Here is a 22,889-nt window from a genome sequence, read left to right as displayed (position 1 = left end):
CAAATGATAGAATTATGTGCTTTGACATTAACAAGACTAATGACCAGCTTGGCCAATGGCAAAATCACTTCCCCCTCTGACCTGGTTCCGATCCTTCGAGGCCGCCGCCCGCACGCTTAGCTTTACCACTGCGGCCGAGGAAATCGGTCTGACGCAATCGGCGGTCAGCCAGCAGGTGAAATCGCTTGAATTGCGGTTGGGCGCATCCCTTTTCGTGCGCCATCCGCGCAGTCTGGCGCTGACGGATGCGGGGAGAAAGCTGTTGCCCGAGGTGGGTAAGGCGCTTGAGGCGCTGGCTGTTGCCGCCGGGCAGGTCGACACCAACGCGTCCGGAGACGTTCTGACCGTCGCGACCTCGGTCAGTATCGCGCAATGGGTCATCGCCCCACATCTGCCCGCGTTTGCCCGTCAGCACTCGGACATTCGCGTACGGCTGCTCAGTGCGATATGGCCCGATGACTTTAATGCATCCCAGGCGGATGTGCAGGTGCGATTCGGATCGAAGAAACAAGTGGGGCAGGGCGCTGTTCGTCTGATGCCGGACCGGCTTGTTCCTTTCAAATCTCCGGCTCTGTTGGGGGACATATCGGATCTGCCTCTGATTGAAGCTGTGGGGACTTCAGGCGGGTGGATTCGATGGTTGGAAAGCCAAGGGCTACAAAGCCAGCCCACCATTTTTGTGGATACCTTTGGCATGGCGCTTCAATTGGCGGCGCATGGGGGTGGCGTGGCATTGGTGAGTGAGCTTCTTGCGAAACATGCGCTTGATACGGGCTTGGTCGAGCGTGCGCATGGCGGCTCAATCGAGAGCAATGAGGGGTATTTTCTATCCGCCAACGCCGCGAACCCGGCGGCGGGATTGTTTCATGACTGGCTGTTGGGTCAGGTCGGTTAACGCTCAGAAGAGTTGACAGATCCAGGGCGATCGGATCACGTCAGGCAAAATGGCGGGGAGACACATGAAGATCGTTGCGAATACACACAGGGCAGGTCCCAAACTTGCGCCCTCGGCCCCTTATCCGTCGACACATGCGGCCCGCGTTACGGCGTTGTTGTCCATGTGTCCAGCGGCGAAAGATACCCCGCTGGTGAATGCCGCAGGCCTCGCTCCGGTTGCGCAGCTTTGGGTCAAAGATGAACGCGCGCGTATGAATCTGGGCTCGTTCAAAGCCCTCGGCGCGGCTTATGTGATTGCGCGCCACGCGGCCGAAGCCTCGGATACGCCGGGTGTAGACACGTTGGCAGGGTCAACCTACGTGACCGCCAGCGCTGGGAATCACGGGATGAGCGTTGCAGCGGGAGCGCGGATGTTTGGCGCAAAAGCTGTTGTCTATATCGCCGAGACTGTGCCCGAGAGCTTTGCCGCTCGGCTGAAGGGCCAAGGTGCCGACGTGGTTCGCAGTGGGTCCGATTATGCAGCCAGCATGCAAGCCGCAAGCGACACGGCTGAGGAAAACGGGTGGACCTTGCTCTCGGACAGCTCATGGGACGGGTATTTTGATCTGCCGTGGACCCTGATGGAGGGGTATCTGCAAATGGCGTCTGAAGCGGTAGATCAATGCCCCCGACCCCCGACGCACATCATGTTGCAGGCAGGCGTTGGCGGTCTGGCCGGGGCTGTCGCTGCCTATGCGCGCAAAGCTTGGGGTGACGCGCCAAAAATAGTCGTGGTCGAGCCTGAAGCCGCGCCCGCCCTGCAGGCCAGTATCGAGGCCGGGTCGTGCGTGTTCGCCGATGGGCCGGACAGCATTATGGGGCGTTTGGATTGCAAGGAGCCTTCGCTGATCGCGCTGAACGGATTGGCGCGCGACGCCGACCTGTTCCTGACACTTTCGGATGAGGACGTGTCCGTGAAACTGCCCGCCATGGTCGCAGCGGGGTTGGAGACAACAGCCTCGGGCGGCGCTGGGCTTGCCGCGGTTCTGAATGACCGGGCGCGGACCGAATTGGGAATGAACGAGACCTCGTGTGTGCTGTGCATCCTCTCCGAGACCGCGGAATGAGGGGGTTCGCGCCATCCGAATTTGAAGCGCGCACCAAGCGCGCGCAGCAGTTGATGGATGCGGCGGGCCTATCCGCGCTTTTGCTGACAACCGAGACAGATGTGCGTTATTTTACCGGGTTTCTGACCCGGTTTTGGGAAAGCCCGACCCGCCCGTGGTTCCTCATCGTGCCAGCCGCGGGCAAGCCGATCGCGGTGATCCCGTCGATTGGGACAGCCCTCATGGCGCAGACATGGATCGATGACATCCGCACCTGGAGCGCGCCTGATCTACAAGATGACGGTGTTTCTCTTCTGCGTGACGCGCTGGTCGAGGTGACGCCCACAGAGGGACGAATTGGGGTGCCGGATGGGCATGAGACGCATCTCCGCATGCCTTTGGCAGACCTTGAACATCTGCGCGGCCAGCTTGGAACACGAGCGCTGACAGGCGACAGCGGCATCCTGCGCCAGTTGCGTATGGTCAAATCCGAGGCCGAGATTGCCAAAATCGAAACCGCCTGCAGCATTGCCGGTCGGGCCTTTGCCCGCGTTCCCGAGATCGCCGGGGAGAGGGTGCCATTGGATGAGGTATTCCGCCGCTTTCAGATGCTGTGTCTGGAAGAGGGCGCCGATTGGGTACCCTATCTTGCAGGCGGGGCCGAACAGAGCGGTTATGCGGATGTGATTTCACCAGCCTCTGGTGTGCCGCTGGCGCTTGGTGATGTGTTGATGTTGGACACCGGATTGGTTTGGGACGGGTATTTCTGCGACTTCGACAGAAACTGGTCAATCGGCCCGCCTCGGCCTGATGTGGCAAACGCCCATGCCCAGTTGATCGAAGCCTCGGATGCTGCGTTCGATATCGCCCGGCCGGGCGCAACCGCAGCGGATTTGTTTCATGCTATGAACACCGTTCTCACGGCGGATGCAGAGGGTACGGATGCGGGTCGTCTGGGCCATGGTTTGGGAATGTCACTGACCGAATGGCCCTCTCTGATCCCGACGGACAATACAGTTCTGGAACCGGGCATGGTTTTGACACTGGAACCGGGCATCGCTGTCGGTGACAAAATCCTGGTACACGAGGAAAACATCGTAATCACTGACGGCACCCCACGGTTTATCAGCCCGAGGATTGGGCCGGAGATGATGCAGCTATGACCCATGTCCCTTACACTCTGGACGCAGACGATCCAAGCGCCTCGCCGCTTGGGCTGATCGTTTTGCAGGTCGATGAGACGCTTGAGCCTGAGTTCGGCGGATATTTCGCGGACCGCAAATACCCTCTACACGTCACGCGTATTCCCAGCGGGGTCGAGGTGACGACCGAGAGCCTTGCCGAGATGGAGAAGGCGCTGCCCGCGGCGGCGGAGTTACTTCCCAATGCGCGACCCTACAATGTTGTGGGTTATGGCTGTACCTCGGCCAGTTCAGTGATCGGGTCAGAGCGCGTGGCAGAGCTGGTTAAACAGACATGCAATACCCGTGAAGTCACAAATCCTCTGCGCGCGGCGATTGCCTGCGCCGCCGACCTTGGTGTTTCGAAATTTGCCCTGCTGTCGCCTTACATCGAAGAGGTCAACATACCGCTGCGTGCCGCATTTCAGGCCAATGGCATAAGCATGGATGTGTTCGCAAGTTTCGGGCAGGCAGAAGAGGCCAAGGTGGCACGGATATCGACGGAATCCGTGGTCGAGGCGGCCTCCGAGTTGGGGGCAGATCAGGCGGTCGAGGCGGTGTTCCTGAGTTGTACCAACCTGCGAACTCTCGACGCGATACCGAAAATCCAAGAGCGGATCGGAAAACCTGTTTTGTCGAGTAATCAATGCCTTGCGTGGCATATGCGGCGCTTAAACGCTGTGCATTGACAAGTAAGTGTGAACTCAATTTTGGCAAAAGCACCATAACTTGTTGCCAAGTGCGTATCGCTTGGTCTTAACTGTGGATCACAGATCAATGAAATCCGAAAGCCTCGGGTAATCATTTGACGAAACAGGGGGTCTTGTGACCGGTACAACGAACGACGCCGCGTTTGTCGAATTTCAACGCGTTCAGAAGTCTTATGATGGCGAGAATCTCGTCGTTAAAGATCTCAACCTTGCAATGCCGAAGGGCGAGTTTCTGACAATGCTTGGGCCGTCAGGCTCAGGCAAGACAACTTGCCTTATGATGCTCGCCGGGTTTGAAACCGCTACCCATGGTGAAATCCTGCTGGATGGAAAGCCCATCAACAATATCCCGCCGCACAAACGTGGGATTGGCATGGTGTTTCAGAATTACGCTCTGTTCCCGCACATGACGGTGGCCGAAAACCTTTCGTTTCCTCTGGAAGTTCGCAAGCTGGGCAAGTCCGAGCGCGACGAAAAGGTCAAACGCGCTTTGGACATGGTGCAGATGGGTGCCTTTGGCGGGCGCCGTCCGGCGCAGCTTTCCGGTGGTCAGCAACAACGGATCGCTCTAGCACGGGCCCTGGTGTTCGAGCCGGAACTGGTTTTGATGGACGAGCCGCTGGGCGCGCTGGACAAACAGCTGCGCGAGCACATGCAGTTCGAAATCACCCGACTGGCGCATGAGCTTGGCATCACCACCGTTTACGTGACCCACGACCAGACCGAGGCGCTGACGATGTCAGACCGGGTCGCGGTGTTCGATGATGGCCGCATTCAGCAGCTGGCCCCGCCGGATCAACTTTACGAAGAGCCCGACAATAGCTTCGTTGCGCAGTTCATCGGCGAGAACAACACGCTGGAAGGTGTGGTCAAATCCATAGACGGCGACGGCTGTGTGGTGCAGCTAGATGACGGATCAGAAATTGATGCGGTGCCGATCAATGTGCACAATCCGGGCGAACGGACCAAGGTTTCGATCCGTCCGGAGCGTGTGGAATTCAACAAGGATCGTCTGCATGCCGACGCGCATACGCTGAAGGCGACGGTCAAGGAATTCATCTATATGGGCGACGTGTTCCGCTTCCGCATGTCTGTAGCGGGCAATGACGAGTTCATCGTCAAAACACGGAATGCGCCCGATGCCATTCGCCTGCAACCCGGTCAAGAGATTGATATCGGTTGGCTGGCTAAGGATTGTCGTGCGCTTGACGCATAGACCAAGCCGCGCGGCACAAGCGCGGTTACACTGAGGGACCGGCTGGCGAAAACCCGTGCGTCGGCTGACCATACAACAAACGGGAAATACTGGGAGTTTTACATGAAACCAACAAAGACACTGCTGACTGCAGCGGCTCTGGCAACAGCGGCCGGTGGCGTTTCCGCCGAAGAGATGACCATCGTCTCATGGGGTGGGGCCTATTCCAAATCGCAGCTCAAGGCCTATCACGAGCCCTATTCGGAAAAGACCGGCGTCACCATCCTGAACGATGACAGCTCGGCCGAAGCGGTTGCCAAGCTGCGCGCGATGAACGAAGCCGGGAATATCACTTGGGACGTGGTTGACGTTGTTGCGGCGGACGCGATCCGTCTTTGCGACGAAGGTCTGGCGATGGAAATCGATCCCGACACCATGCTGGCCCCGGCACCTGATGGCACGCCCGCATCCGAAGACTTCGGTGACCTGCTGGTTAGCGACTGCTTTATCCCGCAGATCGTTTACTCGACCACATTCGGCTATCGCACCGACCTGGTTGGTGACACACCGCCGACAGACGTCTGCGCCGTGTTTGATCTGGAAAACTATCCGGGCAAGCGTTCGCTGGAAAAGCGTCCGATCAACAACATGGAATGGGCTCTGATCTGTGACGGCGTTGCCAAGGACGACGTTTATGACGTGCTGGCGACTGCAGAGGGTCAGGATCAGGCTCTAGCCAAGCTCGACACCATCAAGGACAGCGTTGTCTGGTGGTCGGCAGGTGCCGACACGCCCCAGCTGCTGGCTGATGGCGAGGTCATCATGGGCTCGACCTACAACGGTCGTCTGTTCAGCGTGATCGAAGAGCAGAACCAGCCCGTTGCCATGCTGTGGGATGCGCAGGTGTTCGATCTGGACGGTTGGATCATCCCGGCCGGTCTGAGCGAAGAGCGTCAGGCACGCGCACTGGACTACATCATGTTCGCGACCGACACTCAGCGTCTTGCGGATCAGGCCAAGTACATCTCGTACGGTCCGGCCCGTGCCTCGTCGGCTCCGCTGGTGGGTCAGCATGCCGATCTGGGTATCGACATGGCGCCGCACATGCCGACCGATCCGAACAACGCCAAGAACACGTTCCTGTATAACTACGAGTTCTGGGCTGACTACCGCGACGACATCGACGCCAAGTTCCAGGCGTGGTTGGCGCAATAAGCGTCTGATTTCATGACAAAGTCGGGGGCGGCGCGCCGCCCCCGGACCAAAGAAAACCCAAGGGGCACTGATGACTGACGCAAGCCAAAACGCCGGACCTATGCTGGCAGCGGATGGAACGCCGCTCAAGCAATCGCTGGCACGTTCGTTGAGGCGACAAAAGCTGCGGGCGCTGATGCTGGTGGCCCCTCTGCTATTGTTCGTGCTGTTCTCGTTCATCGTGCCGATTGCATCGATGCTTTTCCGGTCGGTGGAAAACAGCATTGTGCAGCAAACCCTGCCCCTGACGGTCGAAGCCTTGCAAAGCTGGGACGAAAACAGTGGCGAACTGCCTGACGAGGCCGTCTATGACGCCTTTGTCCGCGACATGGTCGTGGCGGTCGACAACAAGACACATACCCGACTGGGCTCGCGCCTGAACTACGAAGAGACAGGCATGTCCTCGATGTTCCGCCGCTCGGGTCGGAAAATGGGTAAGCTGGATCCCGAAACAGATGGGCCGTTCAAGGATCAGGTGATCGAAATCCATGAGGGCTGGGGCGAACCGCAGACTTGGGCGGTGATCAAGACTCACTCGCCCGCCGTAACGAATGGCTATTTTCTGAACGCGGTCGATATGCGCCGCACGCCCGAAGGCGCGCAGGCGCAGCCCGAGGACAAGCAGATCCTGATCAAGCTATTCGGGCGTACTTTGTTCATGTCACTGGTGATCACCGCGTCCTGTATCCTGTTGGCATATCCGGTCAGTTACCTGCTGGCGACCCTACCGATGCGGGTGTCAAACTTACTGATGATCCTTGTTTTGTTACCCTTCTGGACCTCGCTATTGGTGCGAACGTCGGCGTGGAAGGTCATGCTGCAACAACAGGGTGTGATCAACGAAACGCTGGTTTGGCTTGGGTTGGTGGCCGATGACGCCCGACTTGTCATCATCAACAACCAGATCGGTACGATCATCGCGATGACGCATATTCTGCTGCCGTTCATGATCCTGCCGATGTATTCGGTGATGCAGACGATCCCCGAGTCCTACACCCGCGCCGCGAAATCTATGGGCGCGACGAATTGGACAACCTTCTGGCGCATCTATTTCCCGCAATCCATTCCGGGCATCGGCGCTGGATCGATTCTCGTGTTCATTCTAGCCATCGGCTACTACATCACGCCCGAGATCGTGGGCGGCACCAAAGGTGTCTTCATCTCGAACCGGATTGCCTACCACATCTCGTCCTCGCTGAACTGGGGGCTGGCCGCGGCGCTGGGTACGATCCTGCTAGCTGTCGTGCTGTTGCTCTACTGGTGTTACGACAAGATCGTCGGCATTGACAACGTGAAGCTGGGATAATCGACATGGCCGCACTTACTCCGATTTCCCGCAAACCAATGTCCATGGTCCTGCCAAGCGTTGCGCTGGCAGGGGCCTTCGCCGGTGTCTTCGTTGGCGCAGGTAACGGTTCGATATTTCTGGGCATCATTGGCGGAGCCGTCCTAATCGCGGCACTGGCCTGGATCTACATCGCTGTTCTAAAGAATGAGAATCTGGCCCGCTGGATCACCATTTTGGGCTTCGGCATCGCCGGATTTCTGATTTCGGGTCCCATGGGCGGCGTTCTGGGGCTGCTGGGCGGCTGGTTCTTCGCATGGTTCATCTACTGGCTGTATGAGGGCCGCTATCGCCGCAAACTACTGCCCTATCTGACTGCGAAACAGGTGTTCTATCACTACCTGTTCCGAGTGATCTGCGGTGCAATCTTTGTCTTCCTTATCACGCCGATCCTCGTGGTTCTGCCACTGTCGTTCAACGCGCAGGACTTCTTTACCTTCACGCCCGAGATGTTGCGACTGGACCCCGAGGGGTATTCGCTGAAGCATTACCGCGACTTCTTCACCAACAATGAATGGCAGCGAAGCTTCAAGAACTCGCTGATCATCGCTCCAATTGCGACGGTGATTTCTGTCTCGCTGGGCACGCTCGCCGCCATCGGCCTGAGCCAGAGCCATGTTCCCGGTCGTCGTGCCATCATGGGTATCCTGATCTCACCCATGATCGTGCCACTGATCATCTCGGCCACCGGTATGTTCTTTTTCTACAGCGATATCGGTCGCTTCATGGAAGGCACGCTGGGCATGAACAAGAACTTCGTGGGCTATGTGAAGGTCATCCTCGCGCACGCCGTTCTAGGCATCCCGTTCGTCATCATCACCGTGACCGCCACGCTGGTCGGCTTTGACCGCTCGCTGACGCGAGCGGCGGCGAATATGGGCGCAGGGCCGGTGCGGACCTTCTTCAAGATCCAGATGCCGCTGATACTGCCGGGCGTGATCTCGGGTGGTTTGTTTGCCTTCATCACCTCGTTCGACGAGGTTGTCGTGGTGCTGTTTGTCGGTTCGGCCAGCCAGAAAACCCTGCCATGGCAGATGTTCACTGGTTTGCGCGAACAGATTAGCCCGACCATTCTGGCGGTGGCCACGATCCTCGTGGTGATCTCGATCGCGCTGCTGACTACGGTCGAATTGCTTCGTCGCCGGTCCGAGCGTCTGCGGGGGCTTTCCCCCGCTTGACGCAAGCGCGCGCCTGATCTAACGATTCACCTGTTCATCCCAGCCGCGATGGCGTCGCGGACGCACTGGGATGATCGGCTCTCGGACCCCGAGACCGCCTGTCCTGAACGCCGGGACAAGTGGCCGGGTTTGCCGCCCGGCAAAGATGAGAGACCTGAAAATGACAAATCGCCCCGAATTCTTCACCTGCCACAATGGCGACAAGGCGCCCCTGCCGTTCAGCAAAGGCGAATACGATCGCCGTCTGGGCAAACTGCGCGCCATTATGGCTGCGCGGGATATTCCCGTAGTTCTTCTGACGTCGATGCAGAACATCGCCTATTACTCGGGCTTTCTGTACTGCGCCTTTGGCCGGCCCTATGGCTGCGTAGTTACGCAGGACGCCTGCACCACGGTTTCGGCCAATATCGACGCAGGCCAGCCGTGGCGCCGCTCGGCCGAAGACAACGTGATCTACACCGATTGGAAGCGTGACAATTACTGGCGCGCGGTGGCCAGCCTGATCGGCGGCGCGAAACGGATCGGGATCGAGAGCGATCACATGACTCTGGCCGCGCGCGATACGGCTTTGGCGATGCTGGGCCAGCCTGAACTGATCGACATCGCGCCCGAAACCATGGCGGCCCGTATGGTGAAATCCGCCGAAGAGATCGAGTTGATCAAAGGTGGTGCCCGCACCGCTGATGTGGGCGGAGCGGCCATCCACGCTGCCATCCGCGAAGGCGCAACCGAGATCGAGATCGCCATGGCCGGTCGGGACGCAATGGAGGCGGAGATCGCCCGCGCTTATCCCGAAGCCGAATACCGCGACACTTGGGTCTGGTTCCAGTCCGGCCTCAACACCGATGGCGCGCATAACCCGGTCACCAAACGAGCGCTGCAAAAGGGCGATATCCTGTCGCTGAACACCTTCCCGATGATTTCGGGTTACTACACAGCTCTGGAGCGCACCTTGTTTCTGGGCGAACCCGACGCCGACAGCCTGCGCATCTGGAAGGCCAACGTCGCCGCGCACGAGCTTGGCCTGAGCCTGATCAAACCCGGCGCGACCTGTTCCAGCATCACCGCCGAGATCAACCGCTTCTTTGAAGATGAGGGCCTGCTGCAATACCGCTCCTTCGGCTATGGCCACTCCTTCGGCGTGCTCAGCCATTACTACGGGCGCGAGGCGGGTCTGGAACTGCGCGAGGATATCGACACGGTTCTGGAACCCGGAATGGTCGTTTCGATCGAGCCGATGCTGTGGATCCCCGAAGGCCAGCCCGGAGCCGGTGGCTATCGTGAGCATGACATTCTGGTGGTCGAAGACAACGGGGCCGAGAACATAACCGGTTTCCCTTATGGCCCGGGTCACAACATCATCGAAGCGTGATGCCAATCGGGTGGGGCGCAGGCCCCACCCTTCGCGAAAGACACGCAGAGTGCGGTCTAGGCTTGATAAAACGGGTCCAGCTTCGCCTTGGCTTTTTCGTTCACGATTGGGATATAATTCACGCGTCCACCCGCAGATTGTGGAATGGCCTGCTCAAGCGCCTTAAGGTCCCGCACTGCCAAAACGACCGCATCGCCGGTTTCCCCGCCAAAACCCGCGATCTCTTCATCGCTGAAACCGATCAGTTGAACGACGTCTTTGGCCAGAAACATTTTCACTTCAACAGATTGCGATAACTTGAGAATTTCGTCTTTCAGCCGCTGGGCTGTTTGGGCAGGCATGGTAACGACGGCCATTTTCGGTCCTGGTTGATTGGGTTCCGCTGTATTTGAACACACTACAGGAAAACAATTCTAGGCTTGTGAATTTAAAGATGCATTAATACGCAGGAAATAGAATATTATTATTCTAAGCGGTTTATGTGGTTTGGGAGAAGCAGTAATGCCATTCCTGTTTGATTGGTCAACTCTAGCCAGCGCGAACAGTTCGACCGTGCTGACGGACGGTTCTAATTCTTCAACGCTAACCGTGGCCTCTGATCCAGGGGTGTTTTTCAGCGGCTTTCTTGGCGGAAACCTGTTTGTTTCGGGTATCCCAGGGCCTGCGACATCAGAAGTGACGTTTTCAACCGCTGTCAAAAACGTGACGTTCGAAATTCTGGATCTGGACAGCAACGAATTCTCTTTCGACGATAGAGTGACGGTTCTGGCGTTTGATGTGAACGACAATCCGGTCCCTGTAGTCTTTTCCAACCTAAGCCCGTTTCACGTCCAGACCGGCAACACGGTCGAAGCCAGCGGGAATGTGTCTCCGGGTGTCGAAGGAGCAGGCGCACCAGATTCGTTGACCGTTTCCATCCTAGGCCCGGTGTCCCGGATTGAGGTCATCTTTGAAGGGGGTCTGTCTTCGGGTGCAAATACCGGTGCAATCGGCTTTGGTGATATCTCTGGCGACATTCTGTGTTTGTGCGCGGGAACCATGATTGAAACACCGAACGGACTAACTGCCGTCGAAGATTTGTCGGTGGGTGACATTGTTCTGACCAAGGGAAATGGCCCGCAGCGCTTGCGGTGGGTCGGAACCAAGACGGTGGACTTCGCGGCCCAAGGGGCCGCTGCGGAAAAACTACGACCTGTCCGTATCTCTGCTGGCGCGCTAGGGCAGGGGCTTCCGGCAAAAGACCTGCTGGTGTCCAGACAACACCGCATGTTGGTGTCCTCCAAAGTGTCCGAGCGTATGTTCGGCAGTCCCGATGTCCTTGTGTCGGCGATAAAGCTGGCCGCGCTGCCTGGGATTTATGTGGATGAAGACATAACCGAGGTCGTCTATTTCCACCTTCTCTTCGATCAGCACGAGGTCATTTTCGCCGATGGCGCTCCTTCGGAGAGTTTGTTTACAGGCCCCGAAGCAATCAAGACAATATCGGAAGAGGCCCGAGAAGAAATCTTCACCCTCTTCCCGGAAGTGCAACGTCAGGGCTACGCCCCGGAAACGGCATATCCTGTACCAGCCGGTCGTTTGCAGAAGAAATTCGTCGAGCGGCATCTCAAGAACGGAAAGCTGGTTCTCGAGGACGCGTCCACGCCATCGAACCGCCTGCATTAAGCGTTCACAACTCGGTCATTTCGCTATTCGTTTCGAAAGTCCGATGTGGTGTAGTCTTCAACCTCCGCGATTGGCCAAGGCCCGGGCGCATTTTAGCTGGAAATTGCCTCGGAAAATGCGGTCAGGCGATCGCTCAGATCGCTCTGCCCATCGGCACCGATGATCATGTAGCCATAGCCGTCTTCCGCCCAAGTGGCCGTTGCCAGACCGCTGAGAACGGCAAGGTTCACGTCCTTGTCCAGTGCCCCAGGCCCTTGACGGATCACGCAAAAGGCAAAGGGCCGACCTTGATCATCCGCAAAGACGACCTGAACCAGTGGCTTTCCCTTGAAAGACAGAACCTGAGCCCGCTTCAGCTCGGCCCCCGGCAAGGCGCTCAGGGCTTCGCGATTCAGGGACCGGCCCAGCGTGGCCTCGGCCTGAGCAAACTGGGCATCAAGCGCCTCGGGTGCGGTGTCCAAAGTGGCAATTGTTTCAGGTACATAGAGCGATTGGTAGATTGCCGCCTGCTGCGCCCAACCCAAAGGCGCGGGTCGTGTCGCCCACCAAGTCGCCGAGACCGCCACAATCGCGACCGAGGCCGCAACGGCCAGCAATCGAAAAGGTTGAGGCGCGGGTTGAGACGTCGCGCGGTCCGGCAAGGTGATCTGAGGCGCGTCCTGCGGAACATCCTTGAAGACCGAATGCACAACGGGTGCAAACGGATCAAGCGCCATCAGGCGCTGTTCCAGTTCTGGATCGGCTTCGACCGCGCTCTCGATTTCTTGCGCGTCGGTCTCGTCCAGATTTCCATTCAGATACGCCAGCAGCGTTTCATCGGAAAACGTCATTTGCCACCCCGTCGAACGGCGTCCGCAGCCTCGTGCTGCATCACGGTTTTCAGTTTCTGCCGAGCCGTAGAAAGCCGGCTCATGATTGTTCCAATCGGCACCTCAAGCAAGGCTGCTGCCTCGCGATAGCTATACCCTTCCACGAAGACAAGCATCACGGTCTCGCGCTGTGCTTCTGGCAGGTGCATCACTTGGGTAAACACTTCAGCCGCGAAAATATTCGTTTCTGAATCCGGTCCTGTTGCAATTAATTCGGTTTCGGGGGTCACAGACAAGGCCTGCGCCTTACGAACCGAGCGCGCGCGCACCTCATTCAGCCAGATCGAGCGGCAGATCGTCATCAGCCAGCTGTCCAGCCTGTCATGGGATGTTACCTGGTGGTGACGCTCCAGCGCGCGCAGGCATGTGGATTGCAAAAGGTCGTCGGCCACATCCGAGGCGCCCGACAGGGCAAGCCCGAACCGCCACACGCGTTTCGAATGCGTCTGGATCGCGCCGCGCACGGCCTGTTCCGAGCTGATTTCACCACTCATCGAATAAATCGTGACCTGTGTGTGTTTGTCTTTCACGGACCGGGCCCGCGGGGTCAGAAATTACATAACCTGAGGAGAAATGAAATGAAACTTCTGTTGAAAGCAGTCACGATTGCGTCTGCAATTGTTGCAACCCCGGCCCTGTCGGAAAGTTGGACTCTGTCCTCGGATGCCTCGCACCTGGCTTATGGAACGATCAAGAAAGACACAGTGGGCGAGGTCAATTCCTTCACCGGGCTGAGCGGTCATGTCAGCCCCGATGGCAAGGCTGAGATCGAGATTGATCTGTCGTCGGTGGAGACAAATATCGACATTCGCAACGAACGGATGATCGAATACGTGTTCCGCAAGGCAGGCACCGCTGCCTTGACCGCTGAATTCGACATGGATGAGGTCTCGGGCCTTGCCGTGGGCGCGTCGTCGATTATCGATGTCGAGGTCGCGTTGTCCCTGGTTGGGACCGAGATCGAGTTCGACGCCGAGATGTTCGTGGTGCGACTGACCGAGACGTCGGTGATGGTTTCCACCAATGATATGGTCTTTCTCAGCACCGAGGATGCAGGCGTGGATGCAGGCGTCGACAAGCTGATGGAACTGGCCGACCTGTCCGGCATCACACGGACCGTACCGATCACCGCGCGGCTTGTGTTTACCATGGATGAAAACAAGGCCGAAGCCGCGCCCGCCGCTCCGGTTGCAATCGCCGCAGTGGAGGGGGATCTGAAAGCAGGCAAGAAGGTCTTTCGCAAGTGCAAGGCTTGCCATCAGTTGAAAGAAGGCCGCAATGGCGTAGGGCCCTCGCTGTTAAATATGGTGGGTGCATCTGCGGGGCAGGTGGACGGGTTCAAATATTCCGACCCGCTTGCCAGCGGCGATCTCGTCTGGACGCCGGAGAATCTGGCGGCGTTTCTGGCCGACCCCAAAGGGTTTCTGCCCGGCAACAAGATGCAGTTCCCCGGCCTGAAGAAAGAGACCGATATCACCAATGTCATCGCCTACATGCAGGAAGAGGCTCAGGGCTGACGGATATCAGAGGCGGTGTGGCAGACCCTGCCACATCCGCTGGATGCGCTCTAGGCGCGGCGCCTATTGCACGAATTGTTCTGCGACGACCTCGCCAAACTTGTCGAAGAACTTGCCGGATAGCTTTTTGGCCGTCCCTGCGATCAGGCGGCTGCCCAATTGCGCGATCTTGCCGCCGATCGTGACCTTCGCGGTGTAGGACAGAACCGTCTCATCCCCGTCGGCGGTCAGGGATACATCTGCGCCGCCTTTGGCAAAGCCAGCCGCGCCGCCTTTGCCTTCGCCGGACAGCGAAAACGCATCTGGCGCCTGGGAGTTGTCCAACGTCACCTCGCCGCTAAAGCGGGCTTTGACTGGGCCGATTTTCAGGACGACCTTGGCCTCGAGGTGTTCGGGCGAATGTTGGATCAACTCTTCGCAGCCCGGAATGCATTCGCGCAGCACATCGGGGTCATTGAGCGCGCGGTAAACGGCATCCTTGGGGGCTTTGATGCGGATTTCGTCAGTGAGTTCCATCTGGGAGGTCCTTTTTCAACAACATTTCGGAAAGACACGGAGGGCTTTTTCGGTCGCCTCCTCCGCGGTCAACTCGGGCTGCGCCGCTTTGAAAGCGTGCAGCCAGTTAAGCCATTTTCTCATCATGGGATGTCTCCTGGGATTTGTCAGAATTGCGCCACATGATGATTTCAGCCAAAATCGAAAGCGCGATTTCATGCGGGTCGATAGCGTGGATATCCAACCCGGCGGGCGATTTCAGGCGCTTGGTCTGCTCTTTGCTCAGCCCTTGCGTTTCCAGTTTGGCACACAGAACCTCGGCCTTGCGACGGCTCGCAACCATCGACACGCGGCGTGCGGGTGACTGCAGTGCCGCTTTCAATGCCGCTGCGTCGCCTTTGCCTTGTGACGCCACCACAACAAAATCACGCGCTTCAACGCCCAATGCGTTCAGGTCGTTGGGATCAAAGGGGGTGAATTTCACCGTGTTTTCAGAACCCTCAGGCAAACACACGCGCAACCCAGCCAGTGCCGCATGGGACGCCAACGCCTGCGCGATAGGAGAGTCTCCGAATATGATCAAGCGCGGGGCGTGTTGATAGGGTTCGATCAGCATGTCCACTGTCCCTCCGGATGGGCACCCGCTTTTGTAGGTCTGAACACCGTCCGGGTCGGCCATAGACACAACCTTGTCCGAGGGTTTGACGCGGATCATTTTCGGCTCACCCGACACCAGCGCCTCTTGCGCTGCGGCGCGTACGGCCCGTTGTACGCAGGCACCCCCCAGATGGCCCAGAACCGTACCGTCGCGGGTGATGGCCGCCTTGCCTCCGGCCTTGGCCGAGGTCGCATCGGCAGTGCGCAGAACTGTCGCCACGCAAAAGGCATCGCCGGTGCGGCGCTGTTCTTCAATCGTGTCGAAAATGTCGAAACCTGCCATCGGTATATCCTTTCACAGTTTTCTGAATTCAGGTTCCAGCGCCGCCAGCGCCTCAAGCGTATTGGCGGGCAGATGGGCGTCCAGATGGGGTTCTGCGGCCTGCATGGCGGCGGCAATAGGCTGGTACCTTTGCCAGCCTTTCAGCGGGTTCAGCCAGACGACCCGGCGCGCTTTGCGTTGAATCCGTTCCAGAACCTGCCCCAAGGCCTGCGGAGTCGTGCTGCAATACCCATCCGACAAGATCAGCACGATCGTCCGTCCATTCAGTGCACGCGCACCGTATCCGTCCAGAAAACTCTCAAGACTGCCAGAGATATCGGTCCCGCCGCCAAACCCCTCAGCCATCAGTGAAAGCCGCCCCGCAGCGCGGATTGAGTCGTGATCGCGCAAAGCGTCTGTCACGCGCATCAGACGGGTGTGGAACAGATAAGCGTCGGCTTCGGTTCCGCTGCCGATCAGGCCCTTGAGAAACGCCAGGAAAACGCGGGAATATACGGTCATCGACCCACTGACATCGCATAGCGCAACGATCCGCATCGGTCGCGGCGGTCGCGCACGGCGATAGAGGTCCATCGGCTCTCCACCCCGCGCCAGACTGGCCCGCTGTATCCGCCGCATGTCCAGCGTCCGGCCACGTGATGCTTGTTTACGTCGGCGAGATCGGCGGTCGCGGATCGCCCGGGCCAGCTGTGTTGCGGCCCGTTCGGCCTGTCTCAGCGACTCGTCATCCATCAATTCGCGCAAATCCCGGCGCGACAGGTTGGCCGTTCGGGTCGCAATCAGCTTCCCATCCATCCCTTCGGCCTCCCCGTCGCCCGGATCAGGAGTGGCGGCTGCCTGATCTGTATCCGTTTGCGGATCCTGTTCGTCTTGTGTTTGCTGCTGCCAGATCTTCGGTTTCGCGGACTGCAGCCGTACATGTGCGGTCTGAGCTGTCCCATTGCGCTGCTTGCCGACATTGAACCAGTAGGCGTCAAACAGCTCATCAAAGCGTCGCCAATCCTCGGCGCTGCCTGTCAGCAACACGCACAAGGCCTGCCTGGCCTGTGTCGTGTCGGTTGCCTCGACCGCCGACAAGGCGGCCAACGCGTCACCGGTTTCGGCGGGACCCACACGCAATCCGTTCATCCGCAGATGGGACATGAAACCGCTCATGCGGTCCGCCAAGCCCGCCGCGCGTGAGGGGAACCGGGTGACCTGCATCACGCGACCTTCCCGATCAAGCGATCCAGAACCTCAGGCGGGGCGGCATCATAGTCGGCGGCGGTTTTCAGCAGGCAGACCAGCGTCGCCTGCACCTCGCCCCGAGACTGGGCCATGTCGTTCACACCTAGCCCCGACAGGGCGGCGGCCCAGTCCAGCATCTCGGCAATACCCGGTGTTTTCTCGAGGTCTTCCTTGCGCAGGGCCTGAACAACCCCGACGATCTGACGTGCCAACAACCCTTCAATGGACGGCATGCGCGCCTTCAAGATGGCCATCTCCGTCTCGCGCGAAGGGTAGCCGAGATAGCTGTATAAACACCGCCGCCGCAATGCGTCGGACAGGTCCCGCGTGCCATTGGCCGTCAGGATCACAATCGGGCGGGAGCGCGCCTTGACTGTCCCAAGCTCCGGAATCGTGATTTGAAAATCAGACAATATCTCAAGTAGATAGGCTTCGAACTCCTCATCTGCGCGGTCAATCTCATCTATCAAGAGAACCGGTGGGTCGTCTTCGCTGATCGCCTCCAAAAGGGGCCGTTTCAGAAGGTAATCATCCGAGAACAACTGCGCTTCGCTTGTGCCGCCTTGCGCTTCGCTCGCGCGGATGGCCAGCAATTGACGTTGGTAGTTCCACTCATAAATGGCGTGGCCGGCATCCAGCCCCTCATAACACTGCAAGCGGATCAAACGGGCGTCGTGTTGGGCAGCCAGAGCCTTCGCGACTTCGGTCTTGCCAACGCCTGCCGGACCTTCCAGCAGCAAAGGCCGCCCCAAAGCCTGCGCCAGATGCAGCGCCATCGCCAACCGATCATCAGCGACATAGCCCTGCGCGGCCAATCCGTTCTGCACGTCACTCAAAGTCAAAACCAGGATCCATTCTTCATCTGGCTAAATATATCTCGGGGGAGGTTCGGAGAGGGCTGGCCCCCTCCGTTCGGTCGGATCGGTCAAGCCGATCCGAACCCAATCACCCATGCATCCCCAACCCATTGGCGATCTTCCAGATCCGCCAGTGGTCATGCGGCATATGGCTCTGCACCAACCCGAAGGGTCGGAACGCATCATGCACCGCATTCGAGAAACAGGGAACGCCACCCACATTCGGGCTTTCCCCAACCCCCTTCGCGCCAATCGGATGGTGCGGGGAAGGGGTCACCGTGTAGTCGGTGATATAGTTCGGCGTCTCCCACGCGGTCGGCAGGAAGAAGTCCATCAGCGTGCCGGTCTTCACATTGCCCATCTCATCATAGGCAATCTCCTGCCCCATTGCGATGGCCAAGGCCTCGGTCACACCACCATGGACCTGCCCGTCAATGATCATCGGGTTGATCCGCGTGCCGCAATCATCCAGCGCATAGAACTTTCGCACGTCCCACTCCCCGGTATCCACGTCGATCTCCATGACGCAGATATAGGCCCCGAACGGGTAGGTCATGTTCGGCGGGTCATAATAACTGACCGCCTCCAGACCGGGTTCCAACCCCGGTATCGCTTGGTTATAGGCGGCAAAGGCGATTTCTTTCATAGTCTTGAACCGCTCGGGCGCGCCTTTGACAGAGAACCGATCCACGTCCCATTCGACATCGTCGTCGTGGACCTCCAGCAGATAGGCCGCGATCATCTGTGCCTTGGCACGGATTTTGCGCGCAGCCATAGCTGTTGCAGCCCCTGCGACCGGCGTGGACCGAGACCCATAGGTCCCAAGCCCATAAGGCGCAGTGTCGGTGTCGCCTTCCTCCAGCGTGATGTCATCGGCGGGCAGGCCGATCTCACTGGCGATGATCTGCGCAAAGGTTGTGGCATGGCCCTGACCCTGAGAGATCGTCCCCAGCCGCGCGATGGCAGATCCTGTCGGATGGATGCGGATTTCGCAGCTGTCGAACATCCCTAAGCCGAGGATATCGCAGTTCTTGACCGGGCCAGCACCCACGATCTCGGTGAAATGCGTCAGACCAATGCCCAGCAGTTTGCGGGTCTTGCCAGCCTTGAAATCCTCAACCCGCTGCGCCTGTTCAGCCCGCAGACCTTCGTAGTCCACGGCCTTCAGAGCTTTGTCCCACGCAGTGTGATAATCGCCCGAGTCATATTCCCAACCCAGTGCGGACTGATACGGGAACTGATCGGCCTTGATGAAGTTTATCCGGCGCAGCTCGGCCGCGTCCATGTTCAGTTTGATGGCCAGAACCTCGATCATGCGTTCGATGAAATAGGCCGCCTCAGTCACGCGGAAGGAACAGCGATAAGCCACCCCGCCCGGAGCCTTGTTGGTATAAACCCCATCTACAGCCAGATAGGCGGTCGGGATGTCATAGGACCCCGTGCAAATGTTCATGAACCCGGCAGGGAACTTGGTCGGGTCGGCACAAGCGTCAAAGCCACCGTGATCCGCCGTGGTGTGGCACCAGAGACCAGTGATCTTGCCATCCTTAGTGGCGGCAATCTTGCCCTGCATCCAGTAGTCGCGGGCAAAGGCGGTGGACATCAGGTTCTCCATCCGGTCCTCGACCCATTTCACCGGCTTGCCGGTGACAATCGAGGCAACGACCGAGCAGACATAACCTGCATAAGCCCCAACCTTGTTGCCGAACCCGCCACCGATATCAGGGCTGATCACTCGGATATTGTGCTCGGCAATACCGGAGATCAGTGAGACAACCGTCCGGATCGCGTGAGGAGCCTGAAACGTACCATACAGCGTTAATTTTCCGGTCACCTTGTCCATGCTGGCCACAGACCCGCAGGTCTCCAGCGGGCAAGGATGGGTGCGGTGGTAGTAGACCATCTCTTCCGCCACCACGTCGGCTTCGGCCAGAATGGCTTCGGTCGCGTCCTTGTCGCCCTGTTCCCAGGTGAAAATGTGGTTGTGATGTTTGCGGGGTCCGTGCGCACCTTCGGTCTGACCTTCAAGGTCTTCGCGCAAGACCACATCGGATTTCAGCGCCTCAAACGGATCGGTCAGAACAGGTAGTTCTTCGTATTCGACATCGATCAGTTCGACGGCATCAGCGGCGATATAGCGGTCTTCGGCGACCACAAAGGCGACTTCCTGGCCTTGGAACAGCACCTTGCCGTCGGCCAGAACCATTTGCTTGTCACCGGCAAGCGTCGGCATCCAATGCAGGCCCAGCGGAGCCAGATCCTCGGCGGTCAGAACAGCGATCACGCCGGGCATCGCCAAGGCGGCCTCTTTGTTGACGCTGACAACACGGGCATGCGCGTAGGGAGAGCGCACGAAGTCGCCGAACAGCATGCCGTCCAGCTTGATGTCATCGACATAGTTGCCCTTGCCTTGGGTAAAGCGCACGTCCTCGACGCGTTTGCGTGAGCTGCCCATCCCTTTGAGATTGGCGGCGCGTTCTTCGGGGGTCAGTGTCTGGTCGTTCATTCCGCAGCCTCCTTCTGAGCGTTCAGCATGTCAGCCGAGGCCGAGATCGCCTTGACGATGTTCTGGTATCCGGTGCAGCGGCACAGGTTTCCAGCCATGCCGAAACGGATATCCTCCTCAGAGGGGTTCGGGTTTTCCTGCAGCAAACGGTGCGCGCGAGTAATCATCCCCGGCGTGCAGAAGCCACATTGCAGCCCGTGGTGCTCGCGGAACATTTCCTGCAAAACGCCAAGGCTGCCGTCGTCATTGGTGAGGCCTTCGACGGTGGTGACATCGGCTCCGTTCACCTGCGCCACAAAAGTTGTGCAGGATTTGACGGATTTGCCATCGATATCCACGGTGCAGGCCCCGCAATGGCTGGTCTCGCAGCCGATATGAGGGCCGGTGATTTTCAGATCTTCCCGCAGGAAGTGGATCAACAGCGTGCGCGGCTCGGCCAGACCTTCGACCTCTTTACCGTTCACGGTGAGTTTGACGTGCATTTTCGACATGGTTTCCTCCCCTCAACCCGCGCGGCTTTGCGCACGGTCGATGGCGCGGCGCAGCATCACGCTCGCCACATGTTTCTTGAATTCGACGGGTCCACGGTTGTCGGCCACGGGTTCAATGGCATCCAGCATGGCGGCAACACAGCCGTCCACATCGCCATTGGCCAATGCAGCGCTGGCGCTTTCGGACCAGATCGGAGTGTCCGCCAGGTTGGTCATCGCAACCGAGGCCGTGCCGTTACCGACCATCACAGCGGCGGCGGCCGTCGCATAATCCCCGATCTTGCGCTTTTGCTTCTCATACGCCTGACCAACACCAGCACCAGGTACGGGAATCGAAATTCGGGTCAGGATTTCCTCATCCTCGCGTGCTGTGAAATAGGCGGCCTCATAAAACTCACGCGCGGCGACACTGCGTGACCCATCGGGACCGGATAGTTCAAAGGTCGCGTTCAGGCACTGCATCAGACCCGGCATGTCATTGCCAGGATCGCCGTTGGCGACATTGCCACCGACGGTGCCCATATAACGAACCTGCGGGTCGGCGATCTGCAAGGCCGCCTCGCGGATCAACGGAATGGCAGCTGCGAGACCGTCATGGGTGATCAACTCGTGCTGCGTCACCATGGCGCCAAGGGTTACCGTATCGGACCCGATCTCGATGCCCTTGAGTTCATCGATGGCCTGAAGGTCGATCAGGTGGCCCATCTCGGCCATTCGCAGCTTCATCATCGGGATCAGGCTGTGCCCGCCCGCGATCACGCGCGCTTCGTCTCCGTGTTCTTGCAAAATGCCGATGGCCGAGGCGATGTCGCCTGGCCGGTGATACTCAAAACCGGCTGGTATCATGTTTTTCCTCCCTGGGTCCAAGCGGTATACCTTGGGGTACCTTCAATCAGGAAAGAGGGGTGCGCTCAGCGGTTCCAGTCGTAGGGAACGGGGCGCGCAGGTTGTTTCACGAAATGCGAATGAGCTGCACGAGTTGCGATCACAGGCCCAAAGCGTCACGGATGTCTGAAAGTCGAGATCGGCTGACAGGTACCTTGCTGAGCGCCTCGACAGAGTCGAAATAGCATGTCCCGTTGTCCTTATGCCTCTCGAAGCTTGAAACATGTTTGGGGTTCACCAGATAACTTCGATGGGCGCGCAGGAAGCCATCGGGCTGTAGGCGCGTCTCGGCCTCGGTGATGGACCAGGGGCAGAACAGTTTCTCGGAATCGATATAGAGAATGGTGTAATGCCCCTCGGCCCGTATGGCGGCAATTTGGGCGGGTTCGGCAAAGAAGGTTTGACCTTCGCGCTCAAACGGCACCCCGGCGCGTAAGGTTGGGGTTGGTTCTGGTTCAGGGGCGGGTATTGGGACTGATGCGGGTTCAGGCTTGGGTTCGATGAAGGTGATCCCGGTCAGCAGGAAGGCCCCACAGATCAGGAAGACTGCAACCGTGACGCCCATTGCCAGAATCTGGTTGTCCAGCGCAGGCCCGGCAGCCCCGGCAGTCTCGGTTGCGACGAAATCCGTGAGACCGGTTGCGATGAAATGCATGGAAAACACGGCAATGCCGAAACAGGCTGTGCCCAGCAGGATGTTCCGATGGGTTCGGCTGTCATAGGCCACCCAGATCGCCAGAACCGACAGAACAACCGAGGCCGCGGTCGACAAAACGATATCGAACAGGCTGTAGACGGGTCGGCACAGCTGCATCCCGGCCATGCCGACATAGTGCATGACAACGATCCCAAGCCCCACGATCACCCCCGCGCCAACGATGGTCGGCGGTGTTCTGGGACGGAAATGCAAAAGCAGCAGCGCCAGCCCCACCATAAGGATGGCAACCAGCGCCGAGATCAGCGTCACCAGCGCGTCGTAATAAAACAGGATCGGCAGTTGCAGGCCCAGCATGGCAACGAAATGCATGGACCAGATACCGCCGCCCAGTATGACGGCTGCGAGGGCGACGATGAACTTGCGCCGTTGATTGTCCAGTTTCGACGCGCCATGCGTCAGGTAAAGACCGGTAAAACCCGCCATCAGCGCCACGGCCAACGAGGCCGCCACGAGCCACGCATTGTGCGAATAGTCCAACATTGAGATGCCGCGCCCTCCCCAG

The 22,889-nt window shown here is 58.7% G+C and carries 22 protein-coding genes; 11 read left to right on the top strand and 11 right to left on the bottom strand.

Going from position 1 to position 22,889, the window contains the following annotated elements; genetic code table 11:
• Positions 1 to 55 precede the first annotated feature (55 nt).
• The 9 genes from ACR0JF_RS07315 (at position 56) to ACR0JF_RS07275 (ending at position 10,217) form a co-directional block, all read left to right on the top strand.
• Entirely contained in the window at positions 56 to 895 is an 840-nt protein-coding gene (locus ACR0JF_RS07315) for a LysR family transcriptional regulator (RefSeq protein WP_170661457.1), read from the top strand.
• Between the two features lie 64 nt (positions 896 to 959).
• Positions 960 to 2,003: a pyridoxal-phosphate dependent enzyme gene (locus ACR0JF_RS07310; RefSeq protein ID WP_170661458.1), complete on the top strand. Its 1,044-nt coding sequence runs from the start codon at positions 960 to 962 to the stop codon at positions 2,001 to 2,003.
• Positions 2,000 to 3,145, top strand: a complete 1,146-nt coding sequence (locus tag ACR0JF_RS07305) for a M24 family metallopeptidase (protein WP_170661459.1) — start codon at positions 2,000 to 2,002, stop codon at positions 3,143 to 3,145. Before ACR0JF_RS07310 ends, ACR0JF_RS07305 begins: the two co-directional genes overlap by 4 nt.
• Entirely contained in the window at positions 3,142 to 3,852 is a 711-nt protein-coding gene (locus ACR0JF_RS07300; protein WP_170661460.1) for an aspartate racemase/maleate isomerase family protein, read from the top strand. Before ACR0JF_RS07305 ends, ACR0JF_RS07300 begins: the two co-directional genes overlap by 4 nt.
• A 136-nt stretch (positions 3,853 to 3,988) precedes the next feature.
• Positions 3,989 to 5,089, top strand: a complete 1,101-nt coding sequence (locus tag ACR0JF_RS07295; RefSeq protein WP_170556042.1) for an ABC transporter ATP-binding protein — start codon at positions 3,989 to 3,991, stop codon at positions 5,087 to 5,089.
• 102 nt (positions 5,090 to 5,191) lie between these two features.
• Complete coding sequence (locus tag ACR0JF_RS07290) at positions 5,192 to 6,283, top strand: extracellular solute-binding protein (protein WP_170380379.1); 1,092 nt, start codon at positions 5,192 to 5,194, stop codon at positions 6,281 to 6,283.
• A gap of 70 nt (positions 6,284 to 6,353) precedes the next feature.
• Entirely contained in the window at positions 6,354 to 7,628 is a 1,275-nt protein-coding gene (locus tag ACR0JF_RS07285; RefSeq protein WP_170556043.1) for an ABC transporter permease, read from the top strand.
• Between the two features lie 5 nt (positions 7,629 to 7,633).
• On the top strand, positions 7,634 to 8,845 hold the full coding sequence (locus tag ACR0JF_RS07280; protein ID WP_170661461.1) for an ABC transporter permease: 1,212 nt from the start codon (positions 7,634 to 7,636) through the stop codon (positions 8,843 to 8,845).
• Between the two features lie 160 nt (positions 8,846 to 9,005).
• Positions 9,006 to 10,217 carry an aminopeptidase P family protein gene (locus ACR0JF_RS07275; protein WP_480669070.1) on the top strand — a complete coding sequence of 404 codons (1,212 nt, stop codon included), beginning with the start codon at positions 9,006 to 9,008 and terminating at the stop codon, positions 10,215 to 10,217.
• A gap of 56 nt (positions 10,218 to 10,273) precedes the next feature.
• Here the strand turns inward: ACR0JF_RS07275 and ACR0JF_RS07270 are convergent, their stop codons facing one another.
• A complete protein-coding gene (locus ACR0JF_RS07270) occupies positions 10,274 to 10,573 on the bottom strand; it encodes a hypothetical protein (protein ID WP_170661463.1) in 300 nt (99 codons plus the stop codon).
• Between the two features lie 145 nt (positions 10,574 to 10,718).
• On the opposite strand from ACR0JF_RS07270, the gene ACR0JF_RS07265 reads away from it, so the two are divergent.
• Positions 10,719 to 11,882 (top strand): Hint domain-containing protein, encoded by a 1,164-nt coding sequence (locus ACR0JF_RS07265; protein ID WP_170661464.1) that lies wholly within the window; start codon positions 10,719 to 10,721, stop codon positions 11,880 to 11,882.
• A 92-nt stretch (positions 11,883 to 11,974) separates the two neighbouring features.
• Here the strand turns inward: ACR0JF_RS07265 and ACR0JF_RS07260 are convergent, their stop codons facing one another.
• Together ACR0JF_RS07260 and ACR0JF_RS07255 are read right to left on the bottom strand one after the other, a co-directional pair.
• Complete coding sequence (locus ACR0JF_RS07260) at positions 11,975 to 12,712, bottom strand: hypothetical protein (RefSeq protein WP_170661465.1); 738 nt, start codon at positions 12,710 to 12,712, stop codon at positions 11,975 to 11,977.
• Positions 12,709 to 13,281: an RNA polymerase sigma factor gene (locus tag ACR0JF_RS07255; RefSeq protein WP_480669068.1), complete on the bottom strand. Its 573-nt coding sequence runs from the start codon at positions 13,279 to 13,281 to the stop codon at positions 12,709 to 12,711. The genes ACR0JF_RS07260 and ACR0JF_RS07255 overlap by 4 nt, the downstream gene beginning before the upstream one ends.
• Before the next feature lie 48 nt (positions 13,282 to 13,329).
• Between ACR0JF_RS07255 and ACR0JF_RS07250 the strand changes: the two genes are divergently transcribed.
• A complete protein-coding gene (locus tag ACR0JF_RS07250; RefSeq protein ID WP_170661466.1) occupies positions 13,330 to 14,268 on the top strand; it encodes a c-type cytochrome in 939 nt (312 codons plus the stop codon).
• 63 nt (positions 14,269 to 14,331) lie between these two features.
• On the opposite strand, the gene ACR0JF_RS07245 is transcribed toward ACR0JF_RS07250, so the two are convergent.
• The 8 genes from ACR0JF_RS07245 to ACR0JF_RS07210 all read right to left on the bottom strand — a co-directional run bounded on the left by ACR0JF_RS07245 (position 14,332) and on the right by ACR0JF_RS07210 (position 22,867).
• Positions 14,332 to 14,784 carry an SRPBCC family protein gene (locus ACR0JF_RS07245; RefSeq protein ID WP_170661467.1) on the bottom strand — a complete coding sequence of 151 codons (453 nt, stop codon included), beginning with the start codon at positions 14,782 to 14,784 and terminating at the stop codon, positions 14,332 to 14,334.
• 106 nt (positions 14,785 to 14,890) lie between these two features.
• Positions 14,891 to 15,703, bottom strand: coding sequence for an XdhC family protein (locus ACR0JF_RS07240; RefSeq protein WP_170661468.1), 813 nt, complete (start codon positions 15,701 to 15,703; stop codon positions 14,891 to 14,893).
• A 12-nt stretch (positions 15,704 to 15,715) separates the two neighbouring features.
• Positions 15,716 to 16,906: a VWA domain-containing protein gene (locus ACR0JF_RS07235; protein ID WP_170661469.1), complete on the bottom strand. Its 1,191-nt coding sequence runs from the start codon at positions 16,904 to 16,906 to the stop codon at positions 15,716 to 15,718.
• A complete protein-coding gene (locus ACR0JF_RS07230; RefSeq protein ID WP_170661470.1) occupies positions 16,906 to 17,772 on the bottom strand; it encodes an AAA family ATPase in 867 nt (288 codons plus the stop codon). The genes ACR0JF_RS07235 and ACR0JF_RS07230 overlap by 1 nt, the downstream gene beginning before the upstream one ends.
• A gap of 103 nt (positions 17,773 to 17,875) precedes the next feature.
• Positions 17,876 to 20,293, bottom strand: a complete 2,418-nt coding sequence (locus ACR0JF_RS07225) for an aerobic carbon-monoxide dehydrogenase large subunit (RefSeq protein WP_170473686.1) — start codon at positions 20,291 to 20,293, stop codon at positions 17,876 to 17,878.
• The gene (locus ACR0JF_RS07220) at positions 20,290 to 20,784 is read right to left on the bottom strand and encodes a (2Fe-2S)-binding protein (RefSeq protein ID WP_170435943.1); all 495 of its coding nucleotides are present in this window, start codon (positions 20,782 to 20,784) and stop codon (positions 20,290 to 20,292) included. The genes ACR0JF_RS07225 and ACR0JF_RS07220 overlap by 4 nt, the downstream gene beginning before the upstream one ends.
• A gap of 12 nt (positions 20,785 to 20,796) precedes the next feature.
• Complete coding sequence (locus ACR0JF_RS07215) at positions 20,797 to 21,630, bottom strand: FAD binding domain-containing protein (protein ID WP_170661471.1); 834 nt, start codon at positions 21,628 to 21,630, stop codon at positions 20,797 to 20,799.
• Between the two features lie 139 nt (positions 21,631 to 21,769).
• Positions 21,770 to 22,867 carry an MHYT domain-containing protein gene (locus tag ACR0JF_RS07210; RefSeq protein WP_170640195.1) on the bottom strand — a complete coding sequence of 366 codons (1,098 nt, stop codon included), beginning with the start codon at positions 22,865 to 22,867 and terminating at the stop codon, positions 21,770 to 21,772.
• Positions 22,868 to 22,889 lie beyond the last annotated feature (22 nt).

This window comes from Ruegeria sp. BG11 (assembly GCF_056538565.1).
This window is presented reverse-complemented; position numbering and strand designations above follow the sequence as displayed.

Coding starts and splice junctions, on each gene's coding strand:
- ACR0JF_RS07285 (WP_170556043.1), top strand. CDS start 6,354: ATGACTGACGCAAGCCAAAACGCCGGACCTATGCTGGCAGCGGATGGA.
- ACR0JF_RS07240 (WP_170661468.1), bottom strand. CDS start 15,703: ATGGCAGGTTTCGACATTTTCGACACGATTGAAGAACAGCGCCGCACC.
- ACR0JF_RS07250 (WP_170661466.1), top strand. CDS start 13,330: ATGAAACTTCTGTTGAAAGCAGTCACGATTGCGTCTGCAATTGTTGCA.
- ACR0JF_RS07300 (WP_170661460.1), top strand. CDS start 3,142: ATGACCCATGTCCCTTACACTCTGGACGCAGACGATCCAAGCGCCTCG.
- ACR0JF_RS07220 (WP_170435943.1), bottom strand. CDS start 20,784: ATGTCGAAAATGCACGTCAAACTCACCGTGAACGGTAAAGAGGTCGAA.
- ACR0JF_RS07235 (WP_170661469.1), bottom strand. CDS start 16,906: ATGCAGGTCACCCGGTTCCCCTCACGCGCGGCGGGCTTGGCGGACCGC.
- ACR0JF_RS07280 (WP_170661461.1), top strand. CDS start 7,634: ATGGCCGCACTTACTCCGATTTCCCGCAAACCAATGTCCATGGTCCTG.
- ACR0JF_RS07310 (WP_170661458.1), top strand. CDS start 960: ATGAAGATCGTTGCGAATACACACAGGGCAGGTCCCAAACTTGCGCCC.
- ACR0JF_RS07210 (WP_170640195.1), bottom strand. CDS start 22,867: ATGTTGGACTATTCGCACAATGCGTGGCTCGTGGCGGCCTCGTTGGCC.
- ACR0JF_RS07215 (WP_170661471.1), bottom strand. CDS start 21,630: ATGATACCAGCCGGTTTTGAGTATCACCGGCCAGGCGACATCGCCTCG.
- ACR0JF_RS07270 (WP_170661463.1), bottom strand. CDS start 10,573: ATGGCCGTCGTTACCATGCCTGCCCAAACAGCCCAGCGGCTGAAAGAC.
- ACR0JF_RS07245 (WP_170661467.1), bottom strand. CDS start 14,784: ATGGAACTCACTGACGAAATCCGCATCAAAGCCCCCAAGGATGCCGTT.
- ACR0JF_RS07265 (WP_170661464.1), top strand. CDS start 10,719: ATGCCATTCCTGTTTGATTGGTCAACTCTAGCCAGCGCGAACAGTTCG.
- ACR0JF_RS07315 (WP_170661457.1), top strand. CDS start 56: ATGGCAAAATCACTTCCCCCTCTGACCTGGTTCCGATCCTTCGAGGCC.
- ACR0JF_RS07305 (WP_170661459.1), top strand. CDS start 2,000: ATGAGGGGGTTCGCGCCATCCGAATTTGAAGCGCGCACCAAGCGCGCG.
- ACR0JF_RS07290 (WP_170380379.1), top strand. CDS start 5,192: ATGAAACCAACAAAGACACTGCTGACTGCAGCGGCTCTGGCAACAGCG.
- ACR0JF_RS07275 (WP_480669070.1), top strand. CDS start 9,006: ATGACAAATCGCCCCGAATTCTTCACCTGCCACAATGGCGACAAGGCG.
- ACR0JF_RS07225 (WP_170473686.1), bottom strand. CDS start 20,293: ATGAACGACCAGACACTGACCCCCGAAGAACGCGCCGCCAATCTCAAA.
- ACR0JF_RS07260 (WP_170661465.1), bottom strand. CDS start 12,712: ATGACGTTTTCCGATGAAACGCTGCTGGCGTATCTGAATGGAAATCTG.